This is a genomic window from Pseudoalteromonas sp. S16_S37 (assembly GCF_014694405.1).
Lineage (GTDB): Bacteria > Pseudomonadota > Gammaproteobacteria > Enterobacterales > Alteromonadaceae > Pseudoalteromonas.
The window spans coordinates 46,673-67,545 of record NZ_JAAUWV010000003.1; the positions used below are offsets into that span (position 1 = coordinate 46,673).

The 20,873-nt window shown below is 42.9% G+C and carries 18 protein-coding genes; 8 read left to right on the forward strand and 10 right to left on the reverse strand.

Annotated elements, in window-relative coordinates; translation table 11 throughout:
* Window positions 1–396: 396 nt before the first annotated feature.
* The 3 genes from HC733_RS02280 to HC733_RS02290 form a co-directional block, all read right to left on the reverse strand.
* Window positions 397–1,776, reverse strand: coding sequence for a S41 family peptidase (locus HC733_RS02280; protein ID WP_190363445.1), 1,380 nt, complete (start codon window positions 1,774–1,776; stop codon window positions 397–399).
* A 72-nt stretch (window positions 1,777–1,848) separates the two neighbouring features.
* A complete protein-coding gene (locus tag HC733_RS02285; protein ID WP_190363446.1) occupies window positions 1,849–3,459 on the reverse strand; it encodes a putative bifunctional diguanylate cyclase/phosphodiesterase in 1,611 nt (536 codons plus the stop codon).
* Window positions 3,422–4,915 (reverse strand): ABC transporter substrate-binding protein, encoded by a 1,494-nt coding sequence (locus tag HC733_RS02290; protein ID WP_203219200.1) that lies wholly within the window; start codon window positions 4,913–4,915, stop codon window positions 3,422–3,424. Before HC733_RS02290 ends, HC733_RS02285 begins: the two co-directional genes overlap by 38 nt.
* On the opposite strand from HC733_RS02290, the gene HC733_RS02295 reads away from it, so the two are divergent.
* Window positions 4,854–7,442 (forward strand): Gldg family protein, encoded by a 2,589-nt coding sequence (locus tag HC733_RS02295; RefSeq protein ID WP_194709946.1) that lies wholly within the window; start codon window positions 4,854–4,856, stop codon window positions 7,440–7,442. The two genes, HC733_RS02290 and HC733_RS02295, sit on opposite strands and share 62 nt — an antisense overlap.
* Window positions 7,443–7,453: 11 nt before the next feature.
* Window positions 7,454–8,380: a DUF4340 domain-containing protein gene (locus HC733_RS02300; RefSeq protein WP_190363448.1), complete on the forward strand. Its 927-nt coding sequence runs from the start codon at window positions 7,454–7,456 to the stop codon at window positions 8,378–8,380.
* Window positions 8,381–8,457: 77 nt separating this feature from the next.
* Here HC733_RS02300 and HC733_RS02305 read toward each other — a convergent pair whose 3' ends face one another.
* Window positions 8,458–9,309 carry a GNAT family N-acetyltransferase gene (locus tag HC733_RS02305; protein WP_190363449.1) on the reverse strand — a complete coding sequence of 284 codons (852 nt, stop codon included), beginning with the start codon at window positions 9,307–9,309 and terminating at the stop codon, window positions 8,458–8,460.
* A gap of 135 nt (window positions 9,310–9,444) precedes the next feature.
* Here HC733_RS02305 and HC733_RS02310 point away from each other — a divergent pair, with 135 nt between their 5' ends.
* The 3 genes from HC733_RS02310 (at window position 9,445) to HC733_RS02320 (ending at window position 11,177) form a co-directional block, all read left to right on the forward strand.
* Window positions 9,445–9,921, forward strand: coding sequence for a hypothetical protein (locus tag HC733_RS02310; RefSeq protein WP_190363450.1), 477 nt, complete (start codon window positions 9,445–9,447; stop codon window positions 9,919–9,921).
* Window positions 9,922–10,114: 193 nt separating this feature from the next.
* Window positions 10,115–10,411: a hypothetical protein gene (locus tag HC733_RS02315; RefSeq protein WP_190363451.1), complete on the forward strand. Its 297-nt coding sequence runs from the start codon at window positions 10,115–10,117 to the stop codon at window positions 10,409–10,411.
* Between the two features lie 91 nt (window positions 10,412–10,502).
* A complete protein-coding gene (locus HC733_RS02320; RefSeq protein WP_190363452.1) occupies window positions 10,503–11,177 on the forward strand; it encodes an alpha/beta hydrolase in 675 nt (224 codons plus the stop codon).
* 166 nt (window positions 11,178–11,343) lie between these two features.
* Here HC733_RS02320 and HC733_RS02325 read toward each other — a convergent pair whose 3' ends face one another.
* Window positions 11,344–14,094, reverse strand: coding sequence for a TonB-dependent receptor (locus tag HC733_RS02325; RefSeq protein WP_190363453.1), 2,751 nt, complete (start codon window positions 14,092–14,094; stop codon window positions 11,344–11,346).
* Between the two features lie 342 nt (window positions 14,095–14,436).
* Entirely contained in the window at window positions 14,437–15,651 is a 1,215-nt protein-coding gene (locus tag HC733_RS02330; protein WP_190363454.1) for an acyltransferase family protein, read from the reverse strand.
* Between the two features lie 126 nt (window positions 15,652–15,777).
* Between HC733_RS02330 and HC733_RS02335 the strand changes: the two genes are divergently transcribed.
* A complete protein-coding gene (locus tag HC733_RS02335; RefSeq protein ID WP_194709947.1) occupies window positions 15,778–16,638 on the forward strand; it encodes a LytR/AlgR family response regulator transcription factor in 861 nt (286 codons plus the stop codon).
* A 41-nt stretch (window positions 16,639–16,679) separates the two neighbouring features.
* Here HC733_RS02335 and HC733_RS02340 read toward each other — a convergent pair whose 3' ends face one another.
* The 3 genes from HC733_RS02340 to HC733_RS02350 all read right to left on the reverse strand — a co-directional run bounded on the left by HC733_RS02340 (window position 16,680) and on the right by HC733_RS02350 (window position 18,794).
* On the reverse strand, window positions 16,680–17,432 hold the full coding sequence (locus HC733_RS02340; RefSeq protein WP_190363455.1) for a DUF3307 domain-containing protein: 753 nt from the start codon (window positions 17,430–17,432) through the stop codon (window positions 16,680–16,682).
* Window positions 17,425–18,075 (reverse strand): hypothetical protein, encoded by a 651-nt coding sequence (locus tag HC733_RS02345; protein WP_190363456.1) that lies wholly within the window; start codon window positions 18,073–18,075, stop codon window positions 17,425–17,427. Before HC733_RS02345 ends, HC733_RS02340 begins: the two co-directional genes overlap by 8 nt.
* Window positions 18,076–18,506: 431 nt before the next feature.
* On the reverse strand, window positions 18,507–18,794 hold the full coding sequence (locus tag HC733_RS02350; protein WP_190363457.1) for a YciI family protein: 288 nt from the start codon (window positions 18,792–18,794) through the stop codon (window positions 18,507–18,509).
* 86 nt (window positions 18,795–18,880) lie between these two features.
* Between HC733_RS02350 and HC733_RS02355 the strand changes: the two genes are divergently transcribed.
* Entirely contained in the window at window positions 18,881–19,219 is a 339-nt protein-coding gene (locus HC733_RS02355; RefSeq protein WP_190363458.1) for a winged helix-turn-helix transcriptional regulator, read from the forward strand.
* Between the two features lie 84 nt (window positions 19,220–19,303).
* On the opposite strand, the gene HC733_RS02360 is transcribed toward HC733_RS02355, so the two are convergent.
* Window positions 19,304–20,242 (reverse strand): alpha/beta fold hydrolase, encoded by a 939-nt coding sequence (locus HC733_RS02360; protein ID WP_190363459.1) that lies wholly within the window; start codon window positions 20,240–20,242, stop codon window positions 19,304–19,306.
* A 434-nt stretch (window positions 20,243–20,676) separates the two neighbouring features.
* Between HC733_RS02360 and arfA the strand changes: the two genes are divergently transcribed.
* The gene (gene arfA / locus HC733_RS02365) at window positions 20,677–20,856 is read left to right on the forward strand and encodes a ribosome alternative rescue factor ArfA (protein ID WP_190363460.1); all 180 of its coding nucleotides are present in this window, start codon (window positions 20,677–20,679) and stop codon (window positions 20,854–20,856) included.
* The last annotated feature ends 17 nt before the right edge of the window (window positions 20,857–20,873 follow it).

Here is a 20,873-nt window from a genome sequence, read left to right on the forward strand (position 1 = left end):
AAATTTATAATGATTTCTGAGTGCGATAAATTCAGTGGCGCGAGGCTAAGTTGCAATAGTGCAAGAAATATGGAGTGTTAAAAGGTGCGGGTGAAATTACTTGTGTTGGCACTGAAATTGGTGTTTAAGCGGAAGATAAAAAACTTCTCAATTGCTATATGGGAACCGAGAAAAACAAAGGCACCCGATAGTGCCTTTTTGGTATTTGTTAATACGGCTTAGCTATCGAGATTCATCACTTTGGTCCATGCTTTTACGGGATCATCAATAAATTTTTGTTAGCAAATAAAAACGATTGCTTTCATCGAAAAACTTGATGTTAAGTCACGATTTCATATGGCAGGCAGTACACACAAAGCCTAGATGCTTTGTGTGTTATCTACATTTTAAAGGTCGCTATAGACTGCTTGTGAGTGCTTTTGGAAGATTCGCTTGTGATAAGGTTAATTCGCTTTGCACAGGCGTCATTTGTTTAATGCCACTTGGACGTGTGAGTAAAAAGCGAGGAGAGATCATTTGTAATTGGCTATGGTTTAATGACATAAACTGAATGCCGCCACTTTGCGTGCTGCGTCCACCTGTAGGTAAGCCAATAAGTTGTGCAAAATGGTAATCTTGAACTGTATTGGCAAAGACGATAGCTGATGAATAAGTGCCTGTGCCAATTAGTAATGACGTTTTGCCGTGATAAAAATTATCGAGTTCTGGCTCTGGCTGAATTAAACGAGTATTTTCACCTTGTTCTATATCACCAACTATCTGCCCAGGATCTCGGTATTTCAATAGTATTTTTGAACGATAAGTTGAAAAGTGTCTGTAAGGTTTATCGGCAATGTAGCGCAGAATACCAGCCATCCACATATCGTCATTACCACCACCGTTATTGCGAATGTCGATAACTAAATGGTCCACATTTCTTTCTTTGATTGCGCTAAAAGTATTGTCCATAAAATCAAGAAACTGTTTGAAATCATCCCAAGCGAACGTATTTACCGTCAGTAAAGCCGTTGTATTGCTGTAGGTAATGTTAAACGCTTGCGCAAATGATTGTTTAGCAAGGCTGCTCGGAATGGCCGCTTTTGCTTTAACGGTGATATTGTGAATATTATTATTGCGCTCCAGCGTGATAGAAAATGTATCCTGAGGACCAAAGGTCATATAAAACAGTCGATTAAACTGGCTTTGCAAAACATTTTCACGAAACGCCAAAGTATCGCCATGTGTGTTTGTGAGAAGTGTGTTTAAGATAGCTTCGCCACTTTTACCATTAACAGAAACTATTTTAGCCCCTTTATATTGACTATCTTGTTCAGCTAACTCGCTGTTTATAATAATTAAACCATCTGATATTTGCACTTCATATGGAAATAAAGCAACGCCTTCGCTTATCCACTGACGCCATTGAGCTGATGAACCGTGTCCCACTTTTAGGTGACCATCGGCGAGCAAAGAATTAAGTGGCGCCATTTTTTGCCATAATTGCATTGCGCTTAGTGGGGCATTTATTGATGCTTTGATTTGTGCAACAGTGTTATAAAACTCATCGACATTTTTAACACTATGAGACAAATCTGGGTGAGTTTGGTGTAACCAGTTAAACCATTGCTCAATGTCTTCCAAAGCTTGAGCGACGCTGAGGTGATGGGCAAATGGTTTTACAGAAGCCTCAGATGCTACTGCGTTGGTGGCAAAGATAAGCATGGCGATGCTTGCAAAAATTAAGCGTAATCCATTTTGTAGAGGGCGCATTAAGTTTTCCTTGTTTGTTTTCTTCATTAAGACGCGCCACGGTGGCAAAAGGTTTAAAACAATACAACTGCGATAATTTACAGGTGTCTAGATTATTGACTAAAAATCAATTTTTGTTGATTCGTTAGCCGCTAGAAGTTGCTCAAATTCTGAAAACGTCATTGGTTTGTAAAACAAGTATCCTTGGATCCGATAACAGCCTAAATAGTGTAAGGTTTTCAATTGCTCTTTGGTCTCGACGCCTTCTGTGATCACATCAAAGCCGAGAAAGTTAGCTAAGCTGCTAATGGTATGTATTAGCACCGGACTTTTTTCATCACTTTCGAGTTTATCAATAAATGTTTTATCTATTTTCAAACAGTCAATGGGCAGCTCTAGCAACTGATTGAAACAGGTGTAGCCTGTACCAAAATCATCAATGGCAATTTTAAAGCCAATTTCGGCAAGCTCTGCGAGCACATGTTTAACATGTGTTTCATTCTTCATTATGGATGTTTCTGTTATTTCTAATAAAATATGGCGGGCAGAGAGGTCATATTTAGCAAGCTCAGAGGTAATAAATTTCAGAAAATCCGGTTGGCACAACTGGTTATTTGAAATATTGATAGAGATGTATTTTAACAGCCCAGAGTCAATATGCTCGGACATCTTACTTAATTCTCCGAAGGCATGGATTATTACCCATTCACCAATTAGATTAATAAGACCAATAGATTCTGCGACGGGTATAAATACCGCAGGAGAAATTTCCCCTCTAGGAGTTGTGCAGCGCAGTAATACTTCTCCAGCAATTACTTTATTACTCGATAGGTCCACAATTGGCTGAATGACCAATGAAAAACTTTCATCGTTAATGGCTCGCCTTAAGTCATAGACAATATCGAATTTGTTTTTCATTTGCGAGTCAAGATGTGGGTCATATTCTAAAATTGCATCGCGGCCCTTATCTTTTGCTTCGTACATCGCTGTATCGGCTTTTCGTACAAGTGTATTGGCACTTTCATATGCACCATAACCCATCGAAAAGCCAATACTGCAGCTTAAATAAACAATTTGATCGAGCACATTGAAGGGCTCTTTTAGCCGTTGGTTTATTTTATGAGCGAGTGTTTTGACTTGAGCAACATCATCGACATTGTCACACAACACCACAAATTCATCGCCACCAAAACGAGAAAGCGTATCGCCTGGATTAATAGTTCCTAAAAGGCGGTTTGCAGCCGACACCAACAACATATCGCCAAAGTCGTGACCAAAAATATCGTTGATAGATTTAAAGTGATCTAAATCGATAAATAACAGCGCAACTTTAGTATTGGTATTATGAGAGCGGCGCAATGCGGTAGATAACCTACGGTGAAACAGAGAGCGATTAGGTAAATGGGTAAGTGTATCGTGGTTAGCTTGCCATTCGAGCTGCTCATGCTGTTCTTTTTGCTCAGAAATATCAACGATAGTGACGGTTAACACCTGCAAACCACTTGAGCTGGTTTTGGCAATTGAAGCATTGGCTGGAAATTCAGAGCCATCTTTTCTATAGCCATATATTTCTTGGCGACTGCCCATTTTGCGTTGCGTATCTTTAGCCTGTAAAAACTGCTTAAAGTGCAGGTCATGCTTATCTCTAAAGCGAGGGGGGATCAAATGGATAATATGTAGCCCAATTAACTCTTCAATTTGCATAACCAAATAAAATAGTTGCAGACTCATTTGCGACAATAATATGCCCTGTTTCATCCGTGGCTATCACAGCGACGTCAGCGTGCGCGAGGACTTGATCTGACAGTTGGGGGGTATAGTCGCCCTTAGACTCGTATATCGCTAAATTAGCGTCTTCACTGCCCACAAGCGGGATGATCTTCACTCTAAATTGGTATCCATCAGCAGAGTTACCCATCATAAACATGGGCTCTTTGCTGGCGAAATATTCTGTAAGGGCATGTTTTTCTGCCACTAAACCGGTGTGGATATAATCCGGAAGGTCATATATAGGTTTGTGATTTACTAGGCAGTCCATCACCTCGCGATATGAAAATATTTTAACAAGCTGCCAGCTTGCAATGTTTAACTTGGGCTCCTCATGTGGCGTAAAGTTGTCTAGCCCAGACTGTTCAAAGTGGTGCTTATATCGATGTGGGATCACAGGCTTGATTTGCCCAAATGATTCAATGATTTCGAACTCGCCCGATTGATTGCACCGACTCAAGTAGTTATTAACATAAGCATGATGCGTTATAGGGTCCATTTTGACATGGCCTTGAGGGCTATCTACTTCTATGGTCTCAAGTGCGCTGATGATTGCGTCGGTGTCTAAGGAGTTAGCTTGCTCAACAGCTTTCGCAAATGCTTTAACACACAAGTAGGTACCTTCGCCAAAATTAGTTAAGCCGCCGTTGCGATCTGGTAATAGCCCATCTATCGATTCTAAGCGTTGCAATCGCTCAAGGTAACGTTGGTTTTCTTCTGTGGGTACCGACATAAAGTAAGTATTGCTTGAATAAAAGCCACTTTTTACTTCCATCGGTAAGGTTGCGGCCATGACTTCGTCAAAATGGCCCATTACCACTGCCATACGACCTTTGAGTTTCATTTCAGAAAATTGTGTTAGCAAGTTTACTTGGTCGGCGCCAGCAAAGTAGGACACAAATACATCAGCGCCTGAGGTATAAAGCCGATAAAGCATACTGCGAAAATCAATCGAACCTTGCTGAAGGTACTCTTCGCCAACTACTTCTCCCCCTATCTGGGCTAGCGCATGCTTGGCCGCATCAATAGAGCCTCTGGGCCATTCGTAATTGGCGCCCGCGAAGAAAAACTTCATACCATAGCGAGCAGCTATATAGGGGATCATTTTGTCGATTTGCTGATTAGGTAAAGCCGCAAACGAGAAAAAATACCGCCCCTTAATTGACCCTTCATAAAATGAAAAACTCAGATAAGGAACCTTTTCTACCTCTGCAACATCAAGGTTAACAGCAATACGTGAACTCGACAGTAGGTTGCCAATGAGAACATCACAGTGGTATTCATGCACCAGTTTTTTAGCTGCAGGTACGGCTGTTTGTGGCACACTGCCATCGTCTAAAATAATCAATTGGAGTTTTTTGCCAAGTACACCACCAGCTTCGTTAATTTCATCACAGGCAATTTTGGTTGCCTTGCTCATCACCTTACCTTTACCTATTACGGTGAGCATTTTAGGAGAGCTAGATTGGGGGCCGGTACTGTCTGGCTACCTTGCAGTGCTTTTACTGGGCAGTGCTTATATGGCCATTGGTCTTGCGGTGTCTGCACGGTGTGATAATCAAATTGTAAGCTTGTTAGTTGCGAGTGCCGTGTGTGGTGGTTTCTATTTTGTTGGCACAGCGGCTATCACCGACTTTTTCACTCATAGTAATGCAGAGCTTTTTCGCCAACTTGGTACTGGTGCGCGTTTTGAAGATATCACCCGAGGCGTGATTGACTTAAGAGACTTGTATTATTATGTCTCACTGTGCGTGGTATTTTTAGTATTGAACACCTACTTTCTTGAGCAAGAGCGTTGGGTTTTACACAAGCGCACCACGCATCACAAGCGTTGGCAGGCAATGAGTGCTTTATTGGCAATCAATGTGCTGGCAGCCAACTTATGGTTAGGGCAGCTCCCCAAGTTACGACTAGACACGACACAAGGCCAACAGTACTCCATTTCTGACGCCACGCAAATGTACTTGGCGCAATTGCAAGAGCCTTTATTGATCCGTGGTTACTTCAGTGACAAAACTCACCCATTGCTCGCCCCATTGGTGCCGCAATTAACAGATTTATTGGAAGAGTATCAAGTGGTAGCTGATGGGCGCGTGCGAGTGGAAATTATCGACCCGCAACAGCATCCTGAGCTTGAAGCGCAGGCCAATCAGCAATTTGGTATTAAACCCGTGCCATTCCAAGTAGCAGACAGATACCAAGCATCGGTTGTCAGCTCTTACTTTAACGTGGTGGTGCAATATGGTGATGAACATCAAGTGTTAGGCTTTAGAGACTTGATTGAAGTGAATGCCCGAGCAGAGTCTGACGTTGAAGTGTTGCTGCGTAACCCTGAGCACGATATCACTCGCGCAATCAAATCGGTGCTGCAAGATTACCAAAGCGCGGGCAACCTATTTGATACTGTGCGCCAGCCGCTCACCTTTACTGGTTATATCTCAGCGGATGACAAATTGCCTGAACAGTTGGTTACTTTTAAACAAACACTTAACGAGCAACTTCAACAGGTTGAGTTAAAAGCACAAGGCAAATTTACAATTAACCTGATTGAGCCTGAAGCCAATGGTGGACTGGTAGCTCAACAAATCGGCCAGGATTATGGCTTTGAACCAATGAGCACAAGCTTATTTTCAAATGAGTCATTTTATTTTTATTTAACGCTGTCAGGTGGTGAGCAAGTTGTACAAATTCCTCTTGAAGATATGCAAGCCTCAAGCTTTGAGCGTAACCTAAATGCGGCTATTAAACGCTTTGCCAAAGGCTTTACCAAAAACGTGGCGTTTGTAGCAGCAACTAAGCCTGGTGGCTATGGTATGCCACAAGCCCAGTTTAGAAATCTTGAGCAGATGTTAGGCGCGCAGCTTAATGTACAAAAAGAGGATTTAACTGATGGACAAGTCTCAGGTGAGGCGGACATCTTGATGCTAATGGCACCTGATTCATTGGACGAAAAGCAGTTATTTGCCGTGGATCAGTTCTTGATGAAAGGCGGTACTGTGGTGGCAGCAACTTCGCCGTACAGTGTGGATTTAAGTCGCGGTACGCTGGCCATGCAACATCATCAAAGCGGCTTAAATGATTGGTTAGCGCATCATGGTTTAACAATCGAAGACAGCTTAGTTATGGACCCAAGCAATGCGGCATTCCCGATTCCGATAACGCGCAATGTAGGAGGATTCCAATTACAGGAAATGCGCATGCTAGATTACCCATACTTTGTAGATGTCAGAGATGGCCTCAACAAAGACAACTTAATTACTTCGCAGTTACCACAGTTGACCATGGCTTGGGCATCGCCTATTGCAGTTGATAAAGCGCGCAGTGACATTGCTTACACACCTTTGATTGAAAGCTCCGACAAAGCTTGGACTTCGTCATCTGTTGACATCATGCCAAAGCTCAATGAGCAAGGTGAAGCAAGCTATCTCTCTGAAAGTGAGACCAGCAAGCGCTTACTGGGTGTTATAGCGCAAGGCAAGTTCAATTCTTTCTTTGCCGATAAAGAAAACCCGTTGTTAACAAAACAGCAAACACAAGAAGATGCAGAGCAAGACACTGAGACAGCCCCAGAGCCTCAAACGCTAGAAGTCTCTAGTGTGATCAAACACGCCAGCGACAGCGCTCGGATTATCTTGTTTAGCTCTAATGATTTTGTACAAGATCAGGTGCTACAGCTGAGCGGGGGCGTATCGCAAAGTGATTATTTAAATGCCCTACAGCTGATGGTAAATGCAGTGGATTGGGCACTTGAAGATACAGCCTTAATGAGTATTCGCTCACGAGGCAGCTTTAATCGTACTTTGGCGCCATTGGAGCAAAGTGAGCAACAAGCGTGGGAATATGGCAACTATGCTTTTGCGCTACTGATGCTATTAGCAATGGCGTTTTGGGCACAAATGCAGCGCAAGCGCAAACAGCAGCAGTACCTTGCTTGGATAGCACAATAGGAGTGTAAGTTATGAGTAAATACTTAAATGGTTTATTTGCGTTACTGGCACTGCAACTGACGGTCGCTGGGTGGTTATATTTCAAAGATGCTCAGCAAGGTGAATTTGTGACTACGCCGATACTGTCGCTGGACGCGCAGAACATAACCCAAGTTGATATTCAACAAGGAGATAAGCAACTTTCACTGCATAAAAAAGACGCTGATTGGTATTTAGAAAGCTACCCTGAACTGGCTTTGAATAGCACTCATGTTAATACGGTTATCAATCAACTTAGTGCACTAAAAGCGGTGTGGCCCGTGGTTGACTCAAAAGCCAGTCATAGTCGGTTTACCGTGGCTGAAGATAACTTTGTCAAACAAGTAACCTACACCTTAAGTGATGGCACCAAGCAAACACTACTACTGGGTAAATCACCGAGTTTTAAAAAGCTATATGTACGTAATAGCGAGCAAGATGACGTGTACAGTGTTGAGTTTAGCGCTTATCAAGTGAGTGCTGATGCAGATGCTTGGCTGGATAAATCATCGCTTGCTGTAGGTGATATAACACGTATTGAACACAACTCTTTAGTGTTAGAAAAGCAAAATAAAAAATGGCAGTTGGCAACGTCAATAACACCGCAAGATAGTGAGCAGGAAATTGACTCCCAAAAAGTGCAAAGCGTTGCTGATACCTTCTCACAGCTTAGTTTTATTACTGTATCAGCACAGCAGTACGAACCAAGCGAGCAGTTGAGTGTGATAGGCAATAATGGCAAGCAATACACGTTTGCGTTTACAGAGCAAAATGATAGCCGCTTTGTAAAACGCACTGACTTGCCTTATTGGTTTGAAGTATCACAAGCAACCTATGATAGCTTGGCTGATCTCAAGCTAGAGCAGCTTATTAGCAAACCAAAACAAGATGAAACGCCAGCTGAGTCACTTTCTGAATAATCAAGCTTTGCTGTAAATCTGCCAAGGCCTTAAGCGCTGCTTAAGGCCTTTTTCGGTGCATTGAATCGTGAGTTTGGTCAGCCTATTTCAAATGACGTAACACCAAAAATGCGTGCCAGTGGTAAATCCGGACTATCCCCTGTGTACATTCGAGCGGTTTCAAATGAGGGTTGCATCTCATAGTGCTGCGCCAAAGCAAGCGCCTTCGCATTTACCTCTGGTACATCCAGAAAAATAGCCTCAGAAGCAGAGACTTTCGCACTTAAGGCTAAAAATAAAGAATCGGCCAATTCACTACTATCGGCAAATAAAGGTGCAATTTTAAAGCCTGTTTGGCATGGACGAATAACACCGTAACCTGCTAGTTGACCTTGCTCTAAGATGCCCAGCGCATAGCAACCCGGTTGTGTGATCCATTGTTGTAAAAAACGTGGGCGTTCGACTGGGAAAAAATCAGCCTCGTATTGACAGAGCTGCTCAAACGGTAATTCTGATAGCGGCACGATGTTTGGATTAGCGGGAGCGATTGCACCGCCTTTGCCTTCATAACGAATATTGCTATAAGCCAGTTTAAATCCTGACTTTTTATAATTGTCTTGCTGCGCAAGCACACCATCAAGGCCAATATTACAGCCCTTTAGATACTCAAGACCCGCTTGCCAGAGTTGCCAACCATAACCTTGGCCACGATATTCAGGCTTAACGATATAAAACCCCAAAAAACCAAACTCATTGTTGTATTTAACCACGGAAATAGAGGCGATAGGCTCACCCCCTAAGTAGCCCATTAAAAAGCCGTTCGAGTCTGCTGCGTAGTAACAGTCGGCGTCACTGAGCCCCGGATTCCATCCTTCTTGCGCGGCCCATTCAACAGCGAGTGCCAAATCGGTTTTGCTCATCGTTTTGATTGTAAATTGCGTGTTGTGCATGGTATATCCTTAACGCGCCAAAGTTGGCTTGGTGTTACCATACTAGCAAGCTTGTTTTTGCGCGCAAAGTTTTAAGAACAGCGAAAATTTGAGACTGAATAAATATCGTTAGTTTGGTATTTTGAGGTATAGCTGATGAATGGGGCTCAAATAAACATCATGATTGGTTATTTTGTAAAAGGCTTAACATTGGCGTGCTGTTGTTTTGCATTTATTGTATGTCTAACTGTTTATAGCGCAGCAAATCCTTCTTTGGCACGAACGTCTCTTGTCCAAGCCGAAGGTTCTCAAGAACAGCAGCGACATTACCAACTGTATATGACTTTAGATACTGATGAGTCGGCTGCCATTGAGGTTAAGCAAAAACTTGCTCAGCTTTTCACCGATAAAGCATTGGCGTATACGTCACATGTCGATATTTGTGTGTTAGTACTTAACAACCTCATCAGTAAGCAAGCGCAAAATGGGCAGAGATATTTTAACTTAGTTGTCGCATTGTCAAACCGCAAGCGGCATTTGGAGATGATTAAGCAGCGCTTAGAACAAGCAGGGTTTGTCGGTGGGCACTATTATATGCTGCAAGTAGAGGGGGGGAAAGCATGTCACGGTTGAGCACGCCAGTACAGATGTCTCAGTTATATAAAAACTATCATTTCATGTTTTTAGACAAAAGCAACCCATGCTTTTATACGACCAGTCAATATGCCGACAAAATTGATTATTCAAGCGTCGATACACTGATAAACCGAGGGTTGGTAGAGCTTTGCGAACAGGGCTTACTTTTTTACCAAATAACGCGATATGCATGATGTCCTCACAGCGATGTGCAAATAACTTAGTTGCAGCTCAAGGTGGGGTGTATGTGAGTGACCACCATGGTGCCTTTAACAATCTTCATTTGGTCGCTCGTTATCTTCATGTTGTACAAGTTGATGTTGCTAAACAGTGGCAAACAGTAAGCGTACAAACATCCTTACCATTTGAGAACCCAAAGCCAATATGGATAATGACATGGTTGGTGATGCAAAAGCTTTTTATGAGCTGCTGCAAGCTAAGAAAATTGACATCTGGAAGCGAAATTATTGGTGATCCCAGAGGCTAATCATGAAACAGCATTCCCAACCACCGCTGTACAGGGGTTGTATTGGATATACAAAAACAACAAAGAATAGACTATAAAATGAAGTAACTATATGAAAAACAGCTCTCTTATTCTTAGTTTATTTGGCGCGATTGTGTCATTTTACACTTCAGCTGCGACTATCCTCGACGCCATACCTGAGTCGGTAGCTGCAAACGATAAATTTGTTTTTTACTCGCATGGCTACATTGTAGAGGGGGATAACCCAAAGCCTGTGGAAACAAAAAATGGTTGGGGGGAGTACGACTTTCCCGCAGTTAAGCAAGCCTTAGCCGACGATAGCTACACGCTAATAGCGCATCACAGGGCAAAGAATACCGACCCATTTGATTATGCCTATGAGCTCAATAGGCAAGTTCGCACTTTGGTTGCAAAAGGCGTAAAGCCTGAGCATATCACTTTAGTTGGTTTTTCACGTGGTGCTTTTATTACCGGACTGGCATCGGATAAGTTGTCAGACTTGGCTGTCAATACGGTAATTTTGGCTGGTTGCGGGCGCTTGATTTGGAAAAAACACACCGACATTAAAGTGTATGGTCATGTGCTGTCGATATACGAAAAGTCTGATAAATCAGGAAGCTGTGCCGACCTCGATAAAAAAAGTACCCAAACGCGCTCTTTTGAAGAAATAGAGATCAATACAGGGCTGTCGCATGGCGCGTTTTATCGACCTGTTAAGGTGTGGGTGGAGCCTGTGAAAGCGTGGATCAAGGCACGAATGACGTAGTGAGCAGAATAAGCGATACGTTAACTCGTAACTTCACTATGATGCTAATTTAATGTCGGATGGCGTGACTTTGCCACTTATCCAACCTACAGGGATATGCATGTAGGTTGGATAAGCCTAAGGCGCCATCCAACAATTTGATAGTACAGCAGTGCTGTATTACAACCTAAAAATTAAAGCTGATACGACCGTAGAAGTAACGACCTCTAGCGCTGTATGTAGAAGGATCGTGTCCGCCATCTACAGTAGACGCTAAAATCGGTGGATCTTGGTCAAATACGTTATCAATACCAAAGGTGAGTTTGCTTTCCCAAAAATCTGGTAGTTGGTAGCTCAGCTGTAAATCATGCTTAAAGTAGTCATCCACCTTAGGGCGTTCAACCATATCGTTGTCATCATCCACTAGGCTGTCGATGTAGCTTACATTCCAACTTGCGCTCCAATTATCTAACGTCCAGTTTAGTGCACCACTGACTTTAAGTTCGGGGTATGAAGCGCCGTTTGTTACCAATCCAGTTGCATCATTGCGGTTTTCTTCACCGCTACGAATCTCAATATCAACCCACTCTTTGAGTTTAGAAACGCCCAGCTGCAAGCTGTAGTTGCCTGATTGGGTATCTTTGATATCGTAACGACCCTCAATTTCCCAGCCTGATAATTCGCGACGGTCAACGTTTTCATAGATATCTCTGACTTCAACAATGGCACCAGAGTTTGGATTTCGGATCACGGTGTTTGACCAAAGTGCTGGATTGGCAGCATTTTCAGACACTTTGCGGGTTGCGCCATAAGTGGCTACCACGTTGGTTTGTTCAATGCTCCAATAATCAAAGGTGATAGAGAGGCCATCAACCAGTGACTCAGGTGTCCATACAAAACCCGTAGTGAAAGACTCGGCTTCTTCCGCTTCTAGGTCTTGGTTACCGCCAGTTTTCGCTGTATATCCTAAATCTCCCGGTGCCCTTACACTACAACCAGGCAAATTTGACCAGTTATCTGTGGTACATGGGTCAGTATCGTTTACAAACCCTTTTTGGCTGGGTGTGTATAGTTCACCAAAAGTGGGTGCTCTAAAACCTTCGCTGTAGCTGTAACGAACTAATAAATCGGGATTTACTTGCCACTTTAGACCAACTTTGGGATTGGTGGTGTTACCAAAGTCGCTATAACGAGAATATCGCACGGCAAGCTCCAGTTCTAACGATTCAACCAGTGGCATATCGCTCAGTAGTGGCAGCACTGCCTCAAGGTAGGCTTCTTCTATTTTTCGAGTCGGAGCGGTGGTGTCAGATACTTGTTCAATAAAGGCTACATCGCCAGTGTTTAAACCCACATCATGGCTGACAGAGGCATCTTCCCAGCGCACTTCTGCACCCGTTGCGATATAAACAGGGCCAGCAGGTAACTCAAAGGGGGCGCCGGTGATATTAGCGTTCAAAAAGCGCAATGTATTGTCGTAGATGCTGGTGGGCTTGTGAGCGAAAATGTAGTTCATCATCTCTTGGTTAACCGAGCCATACGGACCAATTAAATCTAAAGGTACACAGCCGTCATCGCGATCAAGACAAGTTTGTGAATCACCCGCTGCTGCACGCAAGCGTGCCAATGACATTTGTTTACCGCGGGTTTCAACAACCTTGCTGCGCTGGTGGCTATATACAAAGTCATAATCCCAATCTTCAATGCTGCCTTTTAAGCCAAAGGTAAAGCGGTCAACATCTGAGTCTGCATCCCTTGGGCGTAAAATACCATTTTCAGTGATACGGCGCTGTACAATCACATCTTCATCAAATGGGTTGTATTGGTTGTTTTTAGACACAATGATGTTATCGCCAAACTCCAGTGCACCTGGGGCAAAATAGTTAATGCTATTAACATCTGCCGAGTTATATTCCATAAATAGCGATGCGTCTGGCGCTATTTCGTATTCACCAGATACCCACACTGTGGTGGATTGATATTCGTTAGAGCCTGTTTCATAGTCATGGTAGTTAAAGCTATCACACAGGGCACTGGCACCACAGTGTGCACCATCTGATGGCGTATCAGACCAATAACCATTAAACGGCCTAAAGTCGTTCACATCATAGCCGGTGGTTGGGCTCCATGTTGCACCATCTACAGCTGTCACGCCTAAGCGCTCATAATCGGTTGAAAAAATCCACGAGCGAGGGCTTTTACTTGAGCGTAAATTGGTACCTGCTTCACCAAAGCGGCGTAAATCGGCTTCACTACTGATGTCTCTGTCGCGGCGCATCCAGCCATCATCATTAAAGTGGCTGGCACTGACTAACCAGTTGGCTTTATCGGTATTGCCACCAAAGGTAAATGACACGCGCTTTTGCCCCGCATCACCATGGCGGCTTTCACCCGCTTCTAAATTGATTTTCAGGCCATCGTAGTCAGAGTGCATGATAAGGTTTACAACGCCAGCAATGGCGTCGGAGCCATATACAGCGGACGCACCATCTTTGAGCACTTCAACGCGTTCAACGGCATCAAAAGGAATGGTTTCTAAATCTACCGATGAGCTAACGCCACGGGTACTTACACGACGACCATTGATAAGTACTAGGGTGTTGTTTGAAGATAAACCTCTTAAGCGCACTGTCGCTGCACCGTTATTATTACCGCCAGAGCGCGGGCTTGCTGGGCTACCAACAACCGATGGCAAGCGCAGCAACAATTCACCAACGGTACTGACGCCCGAACGTTCTATTGCAACTTTATCTAATACCGTGACAGGTGAGCTGGTGGTGAGCTCTTGGCGTTTAATCCGAGAACCTGTGACAGTAATAACTTCAGCTTCTTCCGCTATTGAATCGGTTTGTGCCAAAGTCGGTGCACTTATCGCAAAGCCTGCGATAGCCCCCATGCAAAGAGTAAGGCGATTTAAGTTAAAGGTATTGTTAGACATGGTTAGATCTCCATTAGAGCTTGTAATTATTATGTTTGGCTTTAACCTTTCATCGCTAACAATATATTGTATACAATATATTCACAAGTAATGAAACGGTATAACGAAGTGTTATTTGCATATAAAGAGGAATAGTTGAGAAAAAAGTTTAAATAAGATCAAGGTAGTTAATTGATAAAGAGTAACTCTTGCAACAATTACTAAAAATTTAGTGAGGTGAGTTGCGCTTTTTGTACGGCGAATTCACTGTAATACCGTAAAAGCTGTTCCGTCATTAGGTGTTGATACAGCTTTGATACGGCCCTTATGGCGGTGAATTATTGGCAAGTGCATCGCAAGCCCCTAATTGGGGCTTGCTAAGTGAGGAGGTTGCTCAATAGCTGACTTCGGTACTTTTTTGGTTACACCAAATAGCATGCTTAACACCACACTTCGCTTTATCAGTTCGTAGCCTAAGTAGCATCCAGCAACAGTCAGTAATAACAAAATAAGTGATTCGATGGTGGGGTGTATTACTAATCCTTTTAACCACCAGGCAAATACAATAATCAGCGTTTGGTGGAGTATGTAATAGGGTAAAACGGCGCGATTAGCATAGTTGATAAGCGTGTTTTTTCGATTGAGGTAGTAACCTGCAAAACCAACCACAGTAAACATCCACAGCCAATGATTCGCCCCATGTATCATGGCATACAATAATTTAACCGACAGGTTAGTTTGATACAGGCTGGCAAGTGTTGCCCAAACGCCATGGCGGTCGGCAATGATAAATGCGTAACAACACAGCGCCATTGCCAGCATAATAACCCGATGTTTAATAACGCTTTGCCACCAATTGTGTTGTATGGCAAATACAAAGCCTGTCAAAAAGACGAAGAAGTATTTGCCATGGTTGTACCAGTCATTAATTAAGTCATGGGTTTTTGGATAACTGGCACTGAGCGCCCACCAAATTGCGATTAACGCGGCCACGCAAAATAACACCATAACGGCCAAAGGCACTTGTTTTAACCTGCGTGTATTGGCAAATAAAATGAGTGGCTGTTTAAACAAAAGCGCAATGATGCTATACACCCATAGATAGGGCAAAAACCATAGGTGATTCCATGTCAATAAACCTATGGCAGAGTGATGTTCTCTAAGTAAAGTTGTAGCGGGGTTGATATAGGCGAGCCAAAATTGCCAAAAGCCAGGTTCGATAAGGTTTTGACTCAATGCCTCAAAATAAACCTGAGGGCTGACAATCACAAACATGCCAAATAGTAAGGGTATAAATAATCGGCGACTTTTCAAAGCAATGAGTTTTACTACGCTATATTTATGACTGTTTAAAGCGTTCGCTAAAGCATTCGCTAAAGCAACACCCGAGATAAAAAATAGCAGCGACATGCGCCACGGGTTTGTGAGGATCATCACATCTTGCAGCCATTCATACGTGGTGGCACTTTTGATATGCCACCCCCAATTGGCTACATAGTACATACCGATGTGATATAAAATAAGCACTGCAAACGCAAGCACGCGCAGGGCATCAATATCATAACGTCGTTGGTTCATTGTTTTGCTCGTCTTTTGCTGTTATTGGTGCTCAAAGTTTGGCAAAGTAATATGCGCTAAAACACAGCTAACTGACTGACTGGTAAGCTTTTAGTGATAAACGGTGGAATACAGGGATAAATACAATTGAATTGGCAGCGAATAGACAACAATAGGGTACTGCTCGGTTATTTTGCCGCGGCGCTGTATCTTTTTATCAACAACACTATTAATGCATTGTCGGTTTGGACTGAGCATTCTCGCCAAGGTGAGCCCAGTATCGCGCTTTGGGAGCCATTTCTTTGGGAATACACGAGTGCCTTGAGTGTGTTGGTTATTTTGCCATTGTTATTTCATTTTTTTAGCCGTTTTCCTCTGCACTTTGCACAACCCAAAAAGCAACTGTTAGTACATCTGCTTGGTAGTGTGGTTTTTGCCAGCCTACATATATTGTTGATGGTGACATTACGCGAAATGGGTTATGCCATAAATGGTGGCGATTATGACTTTGGGCCTCTTGCGCGCGAGTTCTGGTATGAATACCGCAAAGATGCTTGGGGATATGTTATTTGGATGGTGGTGTATAACGTCACGCAAATTGTTTACGCTCGACTAAAAGGTGAGGCGAGTGTGATTGCAGGTAGTGAACAAGAGGCGCAAGCGCAAGACTCTCAACGCGCAGCGCCAGAGCACTTTTTGGTGAAAAAGCTCGATAAAGAATTTTTAGTTAAAGTCGCCGATATTGAATATTTAGAATCAGCTGGTAACTACGTGAACTTATACAGCCAAGGACGTATTTACCCACTGCGCTCAACGCTTGGCGAGCTATGTCAGCGCCTCAGCGCAAAAGGGTTTAGCCGCATCCATCGCAGTTACGGCGTTAACCACAACGCGGTTGATAGTATCAGCTACCAACCAAGTGGCGATGGTGAGATCACCCTTAAATCAGGGAAAAAACTCAACCTATCAAGGCGATATAAGGATGAGTTTAAGCAAAGCCTGAGCTGAAAAACCCAGTAATTAACCGTTGTAGCGTGATTGTATGTAAATTACTTTATTTTTATACCCAAAGCCAGCGATACTAAAGTGCCTAATAGCGTTGTAAATACCACAGAAACCAAAGAGCCTATTAGTACATACTCTGTCATGCTGCGACCTTCTTGCTTGTTTAACTCACCAAATCTAAAAATTGACTTTGCCGCTAATACAAAGCCCACCGCGGCGTAACTGCCAACCAGTGTAAAAGTGAGTATCAATACGCGCTCTAAATATCCAATCAGCTTACCGCCCGATACAATACCTTCAGCACAAGGATTATTTTCTGGTACTGGGTAGTTCTTTAATACTGCGCTTATCACGATAGACGTTGGTTTGAGTACAAGTAAATAAGCAAAACCGATTAAAACTATGTCTGAGAATTTTTTATTACCTAATACGCTGCTTATTGTTAGCCCCTCGGTCATGTGAAAGGCAATCATGGCGAGCACGCAAATGTGCAAAGCTTGGTCGATTACAAAATAACTTAAACTATCACCATTTACCTTTGTTACCTTCCACCAGTCGATAACAAAGTGGCTGATTGCGACAATCGTTACCAAGCACAAGGTTGAGCGCCAATCTAAACCTAAGATCAGTGCCGGGATAAGCAGCAAAATACCATGCAGAATTGAGTGGTAATATAACGCAGCACTTCGATAGGTATGCTGTTTTTTTTCTGTAATCCATTTGTTAGGTTGCAAATAGAAATCGGCCAGCATGTGTATAAACAAAAAAGGCATAAATACAGCTAAAAAATCATCCATGATAGAGCCTCGTAACCTGAGTGATAAAGCGTACATTAAGTTCATTGAGCAACGGCCAACCGGACGCTTTGAGCGATTTACTGGCGGTGGCAGTGGCGATATCGAGCTGTTGTGCTAAATCGCTAACAGATAGCGCCGCGTTGTTTTGTAACATGGGCAATAACACTTCGCACTGGCGAGCGGTAAGCTCTGTGAGTTGTTTATCAAGGTACTTAAAAAGTAAATCGAACTGAGCGGTGAGTTCGTCACAGTCAGAGCTAAACAATAAGCGGTCATGCTTTAAATGCTTGAGCCCTCGACCAGAGAGAGTAAAAGCGGCTCCCGTGGATTCAGACACCGAATCTCGCAAACAAGCATTTGCAGCAATGGCAAAACTAATGCGACAGTCAAAGGCTTTGCCAAGTGCCTTAATACCAACCCGATAAAGAATGGCGTACCTGAGCACATTTTGAATATCGAATATGAGACTTTGAAACTCATCACCGCGCTCAATGCTATGGCTATTGGCAGCGTGCTCTACACTTATCCATTTCTGGGTTTGCTTCACTCGTGAGAGTAGCCGTTCAAACTGCTCAGAAGTCAGTTTAGTAGAGTTAATAATATCACCGCTGATCACTGCGATAGTGGGGTTGGCAGCTGTCACTTTAAATCCTTATAACAGTCGATTTAGGTCATTTTGATAATCAATGAAATTAGCTAAAAATAGCTAATAAGTCAAATTTAGCTTTATTTGGCTAAATTTTTATTTTTAGCCTTTATTGGCTAATTTATCGCTGGCGAGCACCGTATCACTGCTTGCTGGTTTGCTCTATAAAAGCAAAAATTCATCTCGTGATACGCAGTAAAAAACGGCTCTTTATTATCGCAATAAAAACAGTCTAATAATTTTGAGTGCTAGGTGTTAAAGATGGGTGTAAAAACGCCGGAATTGGATTGGGGGTTGCGTTCGCAAGCCTTGGCTGTTTATTTAGTTTTTATTTTCAACGGCTGAACCTTGAGAATAATAAATGTCTAGCCAATCCCCCAAAGTTGCAGGTGTTGGCCATGAGGTTAGACAAGTGTAGCGGCTATCTATTAGCGCAATATATGGGCATAGTCAGCACTGGCCATTACTGGAAGAAACTCTGTGATTGAGTATGTTACATGGCCGCTTTGTACAAAAGGGTCTGCATTGAGTACGGCTCTAAGCGCTCTTTCGCTTTGATGTTTTGATAGCAAAATGCCCCCTGTTCTTGGTATTTTTCTGCCACCAAACATCAGATTATTAGACTTATATTCCTTTTCTAAATACGTTTTATGTTGCTCGGTTAGCTCTGGCGTAATTTGCTCTAAATCTACAAATGTCATATCAACTAGAAACATTGCTTTTCTCCTTGTTAGGGCGTTATAGTGGTGCTACTTATTTCGTAGCAAAACTATACCGCTACTTTTTTAGAAGCGCAATAATTATGAGTACACCTTTACCTAATCAAGCTGTTCGCGGATCAACTTCGGGCGTGCCTATCATGGCCGTTTTCGACTTACTTGGTCGAAAATGGAATATGCGAATATTATGGGAATTAAATAATAAACCAATGAGCTTTAGGGGACTGCAGGCTCGATGTGATGGTATGTCACCTTCAGTGTTAAACACGCGAATTAAGCAACTGAGCGAAGCCAAACTCATTGATAAAACAGAACAAGGTTATCAGTTAAGCGACATGGGCCAATCACTTATGCTGACCTTAAATCCACTGCGCGAATGGTCTCATAAATGGCATAAGGTGTTAGACAGTGACTACAAGTAGTTTGGATAAGTGAGGTGGCTTACGAGTATTTAGACAATCGAAGGGTAGGCACTTTTAAAAATAGCGTTTTGAGTGACTTAACAACTAAGCTCCAATCGGTTTATTGCGTAACTTTTTCTCAAGCAGTTTACGCTCTGCTTTGCTAACGTGCTTGCTCACCCATTTGGTCAGTTTTTTCATTAGCTCTGGTGGGAAGTTATGACCCATTCCGGGCACAACTTTTAATTTTGCTTTATGTATTTGTTGCGCGGTTTTTTGTCCTGCCGAGAGCGGAATAATGGGATCGGCTAAGCCGTGGATCACCAAAGTCGGCGCCTTTATTTTTTGCAGTAAATGATCTTTTGACTGACTATGAGTGAGCGCGACTAACTGGCGTTTAAAGCCATCGGGGGTGTGCGCGCGCGATACATTCAAACGTGCTTGTTGTTTAAGAAGTTGCTCATCTTGTGGGTAATCAGGGCTCCCAATGAGTTGATTGAGTTTTACGAGGTATTCAACGGCGCTCTCTTGATTTTGTGCCGTTGGCTTTAAGCGCACAAGCTTCAACAATAATCCTAAGTTTGAACGCGACAGTGCTGGCACAGAACTTGACGACATAATAGAGGTTAAACTGAGGACTTTCTTTTTATGCTTGGCGGCAAGCAATTGCGCTATCATGCCACCCATTGAAGCGCCTACAAAGTGAGCCTTTTTTATTTTTAGCGCTTTCATCAGTTCTAAAACGTCTTGGCACATGTCTTCAAGGGTATATGGGGCTTTGCTTGAGATTGGCAGTCGCCGACTGAGCCAAGCTTTTATTAAGCTGGGGCGACCACAATGCTCAAGTTGTGATGATAAGCCTGTATCTCTATTGTCAAAGCGGATAACACGGAAACCGTTTTCCACCAGCCCATAATAAAAAGAGTCAGGCCACACGGTCATTTGTGCGCCTAGTCCCATAATCAAAACAATTGCGGGAGCATCGAGCGCGCCTTCATCTTGATAGTTCAGCGTAATACCATGACAGGTTACAATGCTGGGCATAATCAGACTCTGTGGTGTCATCATTTTTCTTCGTAGAGGTTAGTATAGTCAGTCGGATGTGTAAGTTTTATAACATCATAAAAAGTTATGCTAAATAACCAGTGCACAGCCTGTTTAAGGTGATTCGGTTTTGAAACAAGTTCAGAATGACGAGATGGGTTCTGAAACAAGTTCACAATGACGAGACCAATTAGAAAGTGAGTTATGCTCAAACTTACAAGTGTGGTCTTGCTGACGAAGCTCAGTATCTCTAAGTGGATTGCATTTAGCTTAACAAACGTCGTTTTACTCCCTGAAGATAAAATTAAACTCCTTGTTTTTTAAAGAGAAAAAATATTTTTATCTTGCCATTAAAAACACTTGCATATTAACAGCGAACAGCCAATAATCGCAGCGCGCCACTGGCGTTAAATTAAACAATTTTGGAGTTTACCATGAGTAAAAAAACACATGCTCACGATCATCATCGTGGTGAAATAAAAGACAATGCATTAAAGGCGCTGGTAACCAGCACATTATTTAAAGCAAAAGTAGAAAAGGCGAAAAAGGGTAAAGGTAGTTTTAAACGCAATGCAAAACATAAAGGCCAAGAGCCTTACCTTAAGGCAGCATAAGCGCGCTTTAAGATAAG

What these genes read in the sequence shown, in the direction of transcription:
- HC733_RS02280 (WP_190363445.1), bottom strand. Translation starts at nt 1,776, where the DNA reads ATGAAGAAAACAAACAAGGAAAACTTAATGCGCCCTCTACAAAATGGA.
- HC733_RS02285 (WP_190363446.1), bottom strand. Translation starts at nt 3,459, where the DNA reads ATGAGTCTGCAACTATTTTATTTGGTTATGCAAATTGAAGAGTTAATT.
- HC733_RS02290 (WP_203219200.1), bottom strand. Translation starts at nt 4,915, where the DNA reads ATGAGCAAGGCAACCAAAATTGCCTGTGATGAAATTAACGAAGCTGGT.
- HC733_RS02300 (WP_190363448.1), top strand. Translation starts at nt 7,454, where the DNA reads ATGAGTAAATACTTAAATGGTTTATTTGCGTTACTGGCACTGCAACTG.
- HC733_RS02305 (WP_190363449.1), bottom strand. Translation starts at nt 9,309, where the DNA reads ATGCACAACACGCAATTTACAATCAAAACGATGAGCAAAACCGATTTG.
- HC733_RS02310 (WP_190363450.1), top strand. Translation starts at nt 9,445, where the DNA reads ATGAATGGGGCTCAAATAAACATCATGATTGGTTATTTTGTAAAAGGC.
- HC733_RS02315 (WP_190363451.1), top strand. Translation starts at nt 10,115, where the DNA reads ATGATGTCCTCACAGCGATGTGCAAATAACTTAGTTGCAGCTCAAGGT.
- HC733_RS02320 (WP_190363452.1), top strand. Translation starts at nt 10,503, where the DNA reads ATGAAAAACAGCTCTCTTATTCTTAGTTTATTTGGCGCGATTGTGTCA.
- HC733_RS02325 (WP_190363453.1), bottom strand. Translation starts at nt 14,094, where the DNA reads ATGTCTAACAATACCTTTAACTTAAATCGCCTTACTCTTTGCATGGGG.
- HC733_RS02330 (WP_190363454.1), bottom strand. Translation starts at nt 15,651, where the DNA reads ATGAACCAACGACGTTATGATATTGATGCCCTGCGCGTGCTTGCGTTT.
- HC733_RS02340 (WP_190363455.1), bottom strand. Translation starts at nt 17,432, where the DNA reads ATGGATGATTTTTTAGCTGTATTTATGCCTTTTTTGTTTATACACATG.
- HC733_RS02350 (WP_190363457.1), bottom strand. Translation starts at nt 18,794, where the DNA reads ATGTTTCTAGTTGATATGACATTTGTAGATTTAGAGCAAATTACGCCA.
- HC733_RS02355 (WP_190363458.1), top strand. Translation starts at nt 18,881, where the DNA reads ATGAGTACACCTTTACCTAATCAAGCTGTTCGCGGATCAACTTCGGGC.
- HC733_RS02360 (WP_190363459.1), bottom strand. Translation starts at nt 20,242, where the DNA reads ATGCCCAGCATTGTAACCTGTCATGGTATTACGCTGAACTATCAAGAT.
- arfA (WP_190363460.1), top strand. Translation starts at nt 20,677, where the DNA reads ATGAGTAAAAAAACACATGCTCACGATCATCATCGTGGTGAAATAAAA.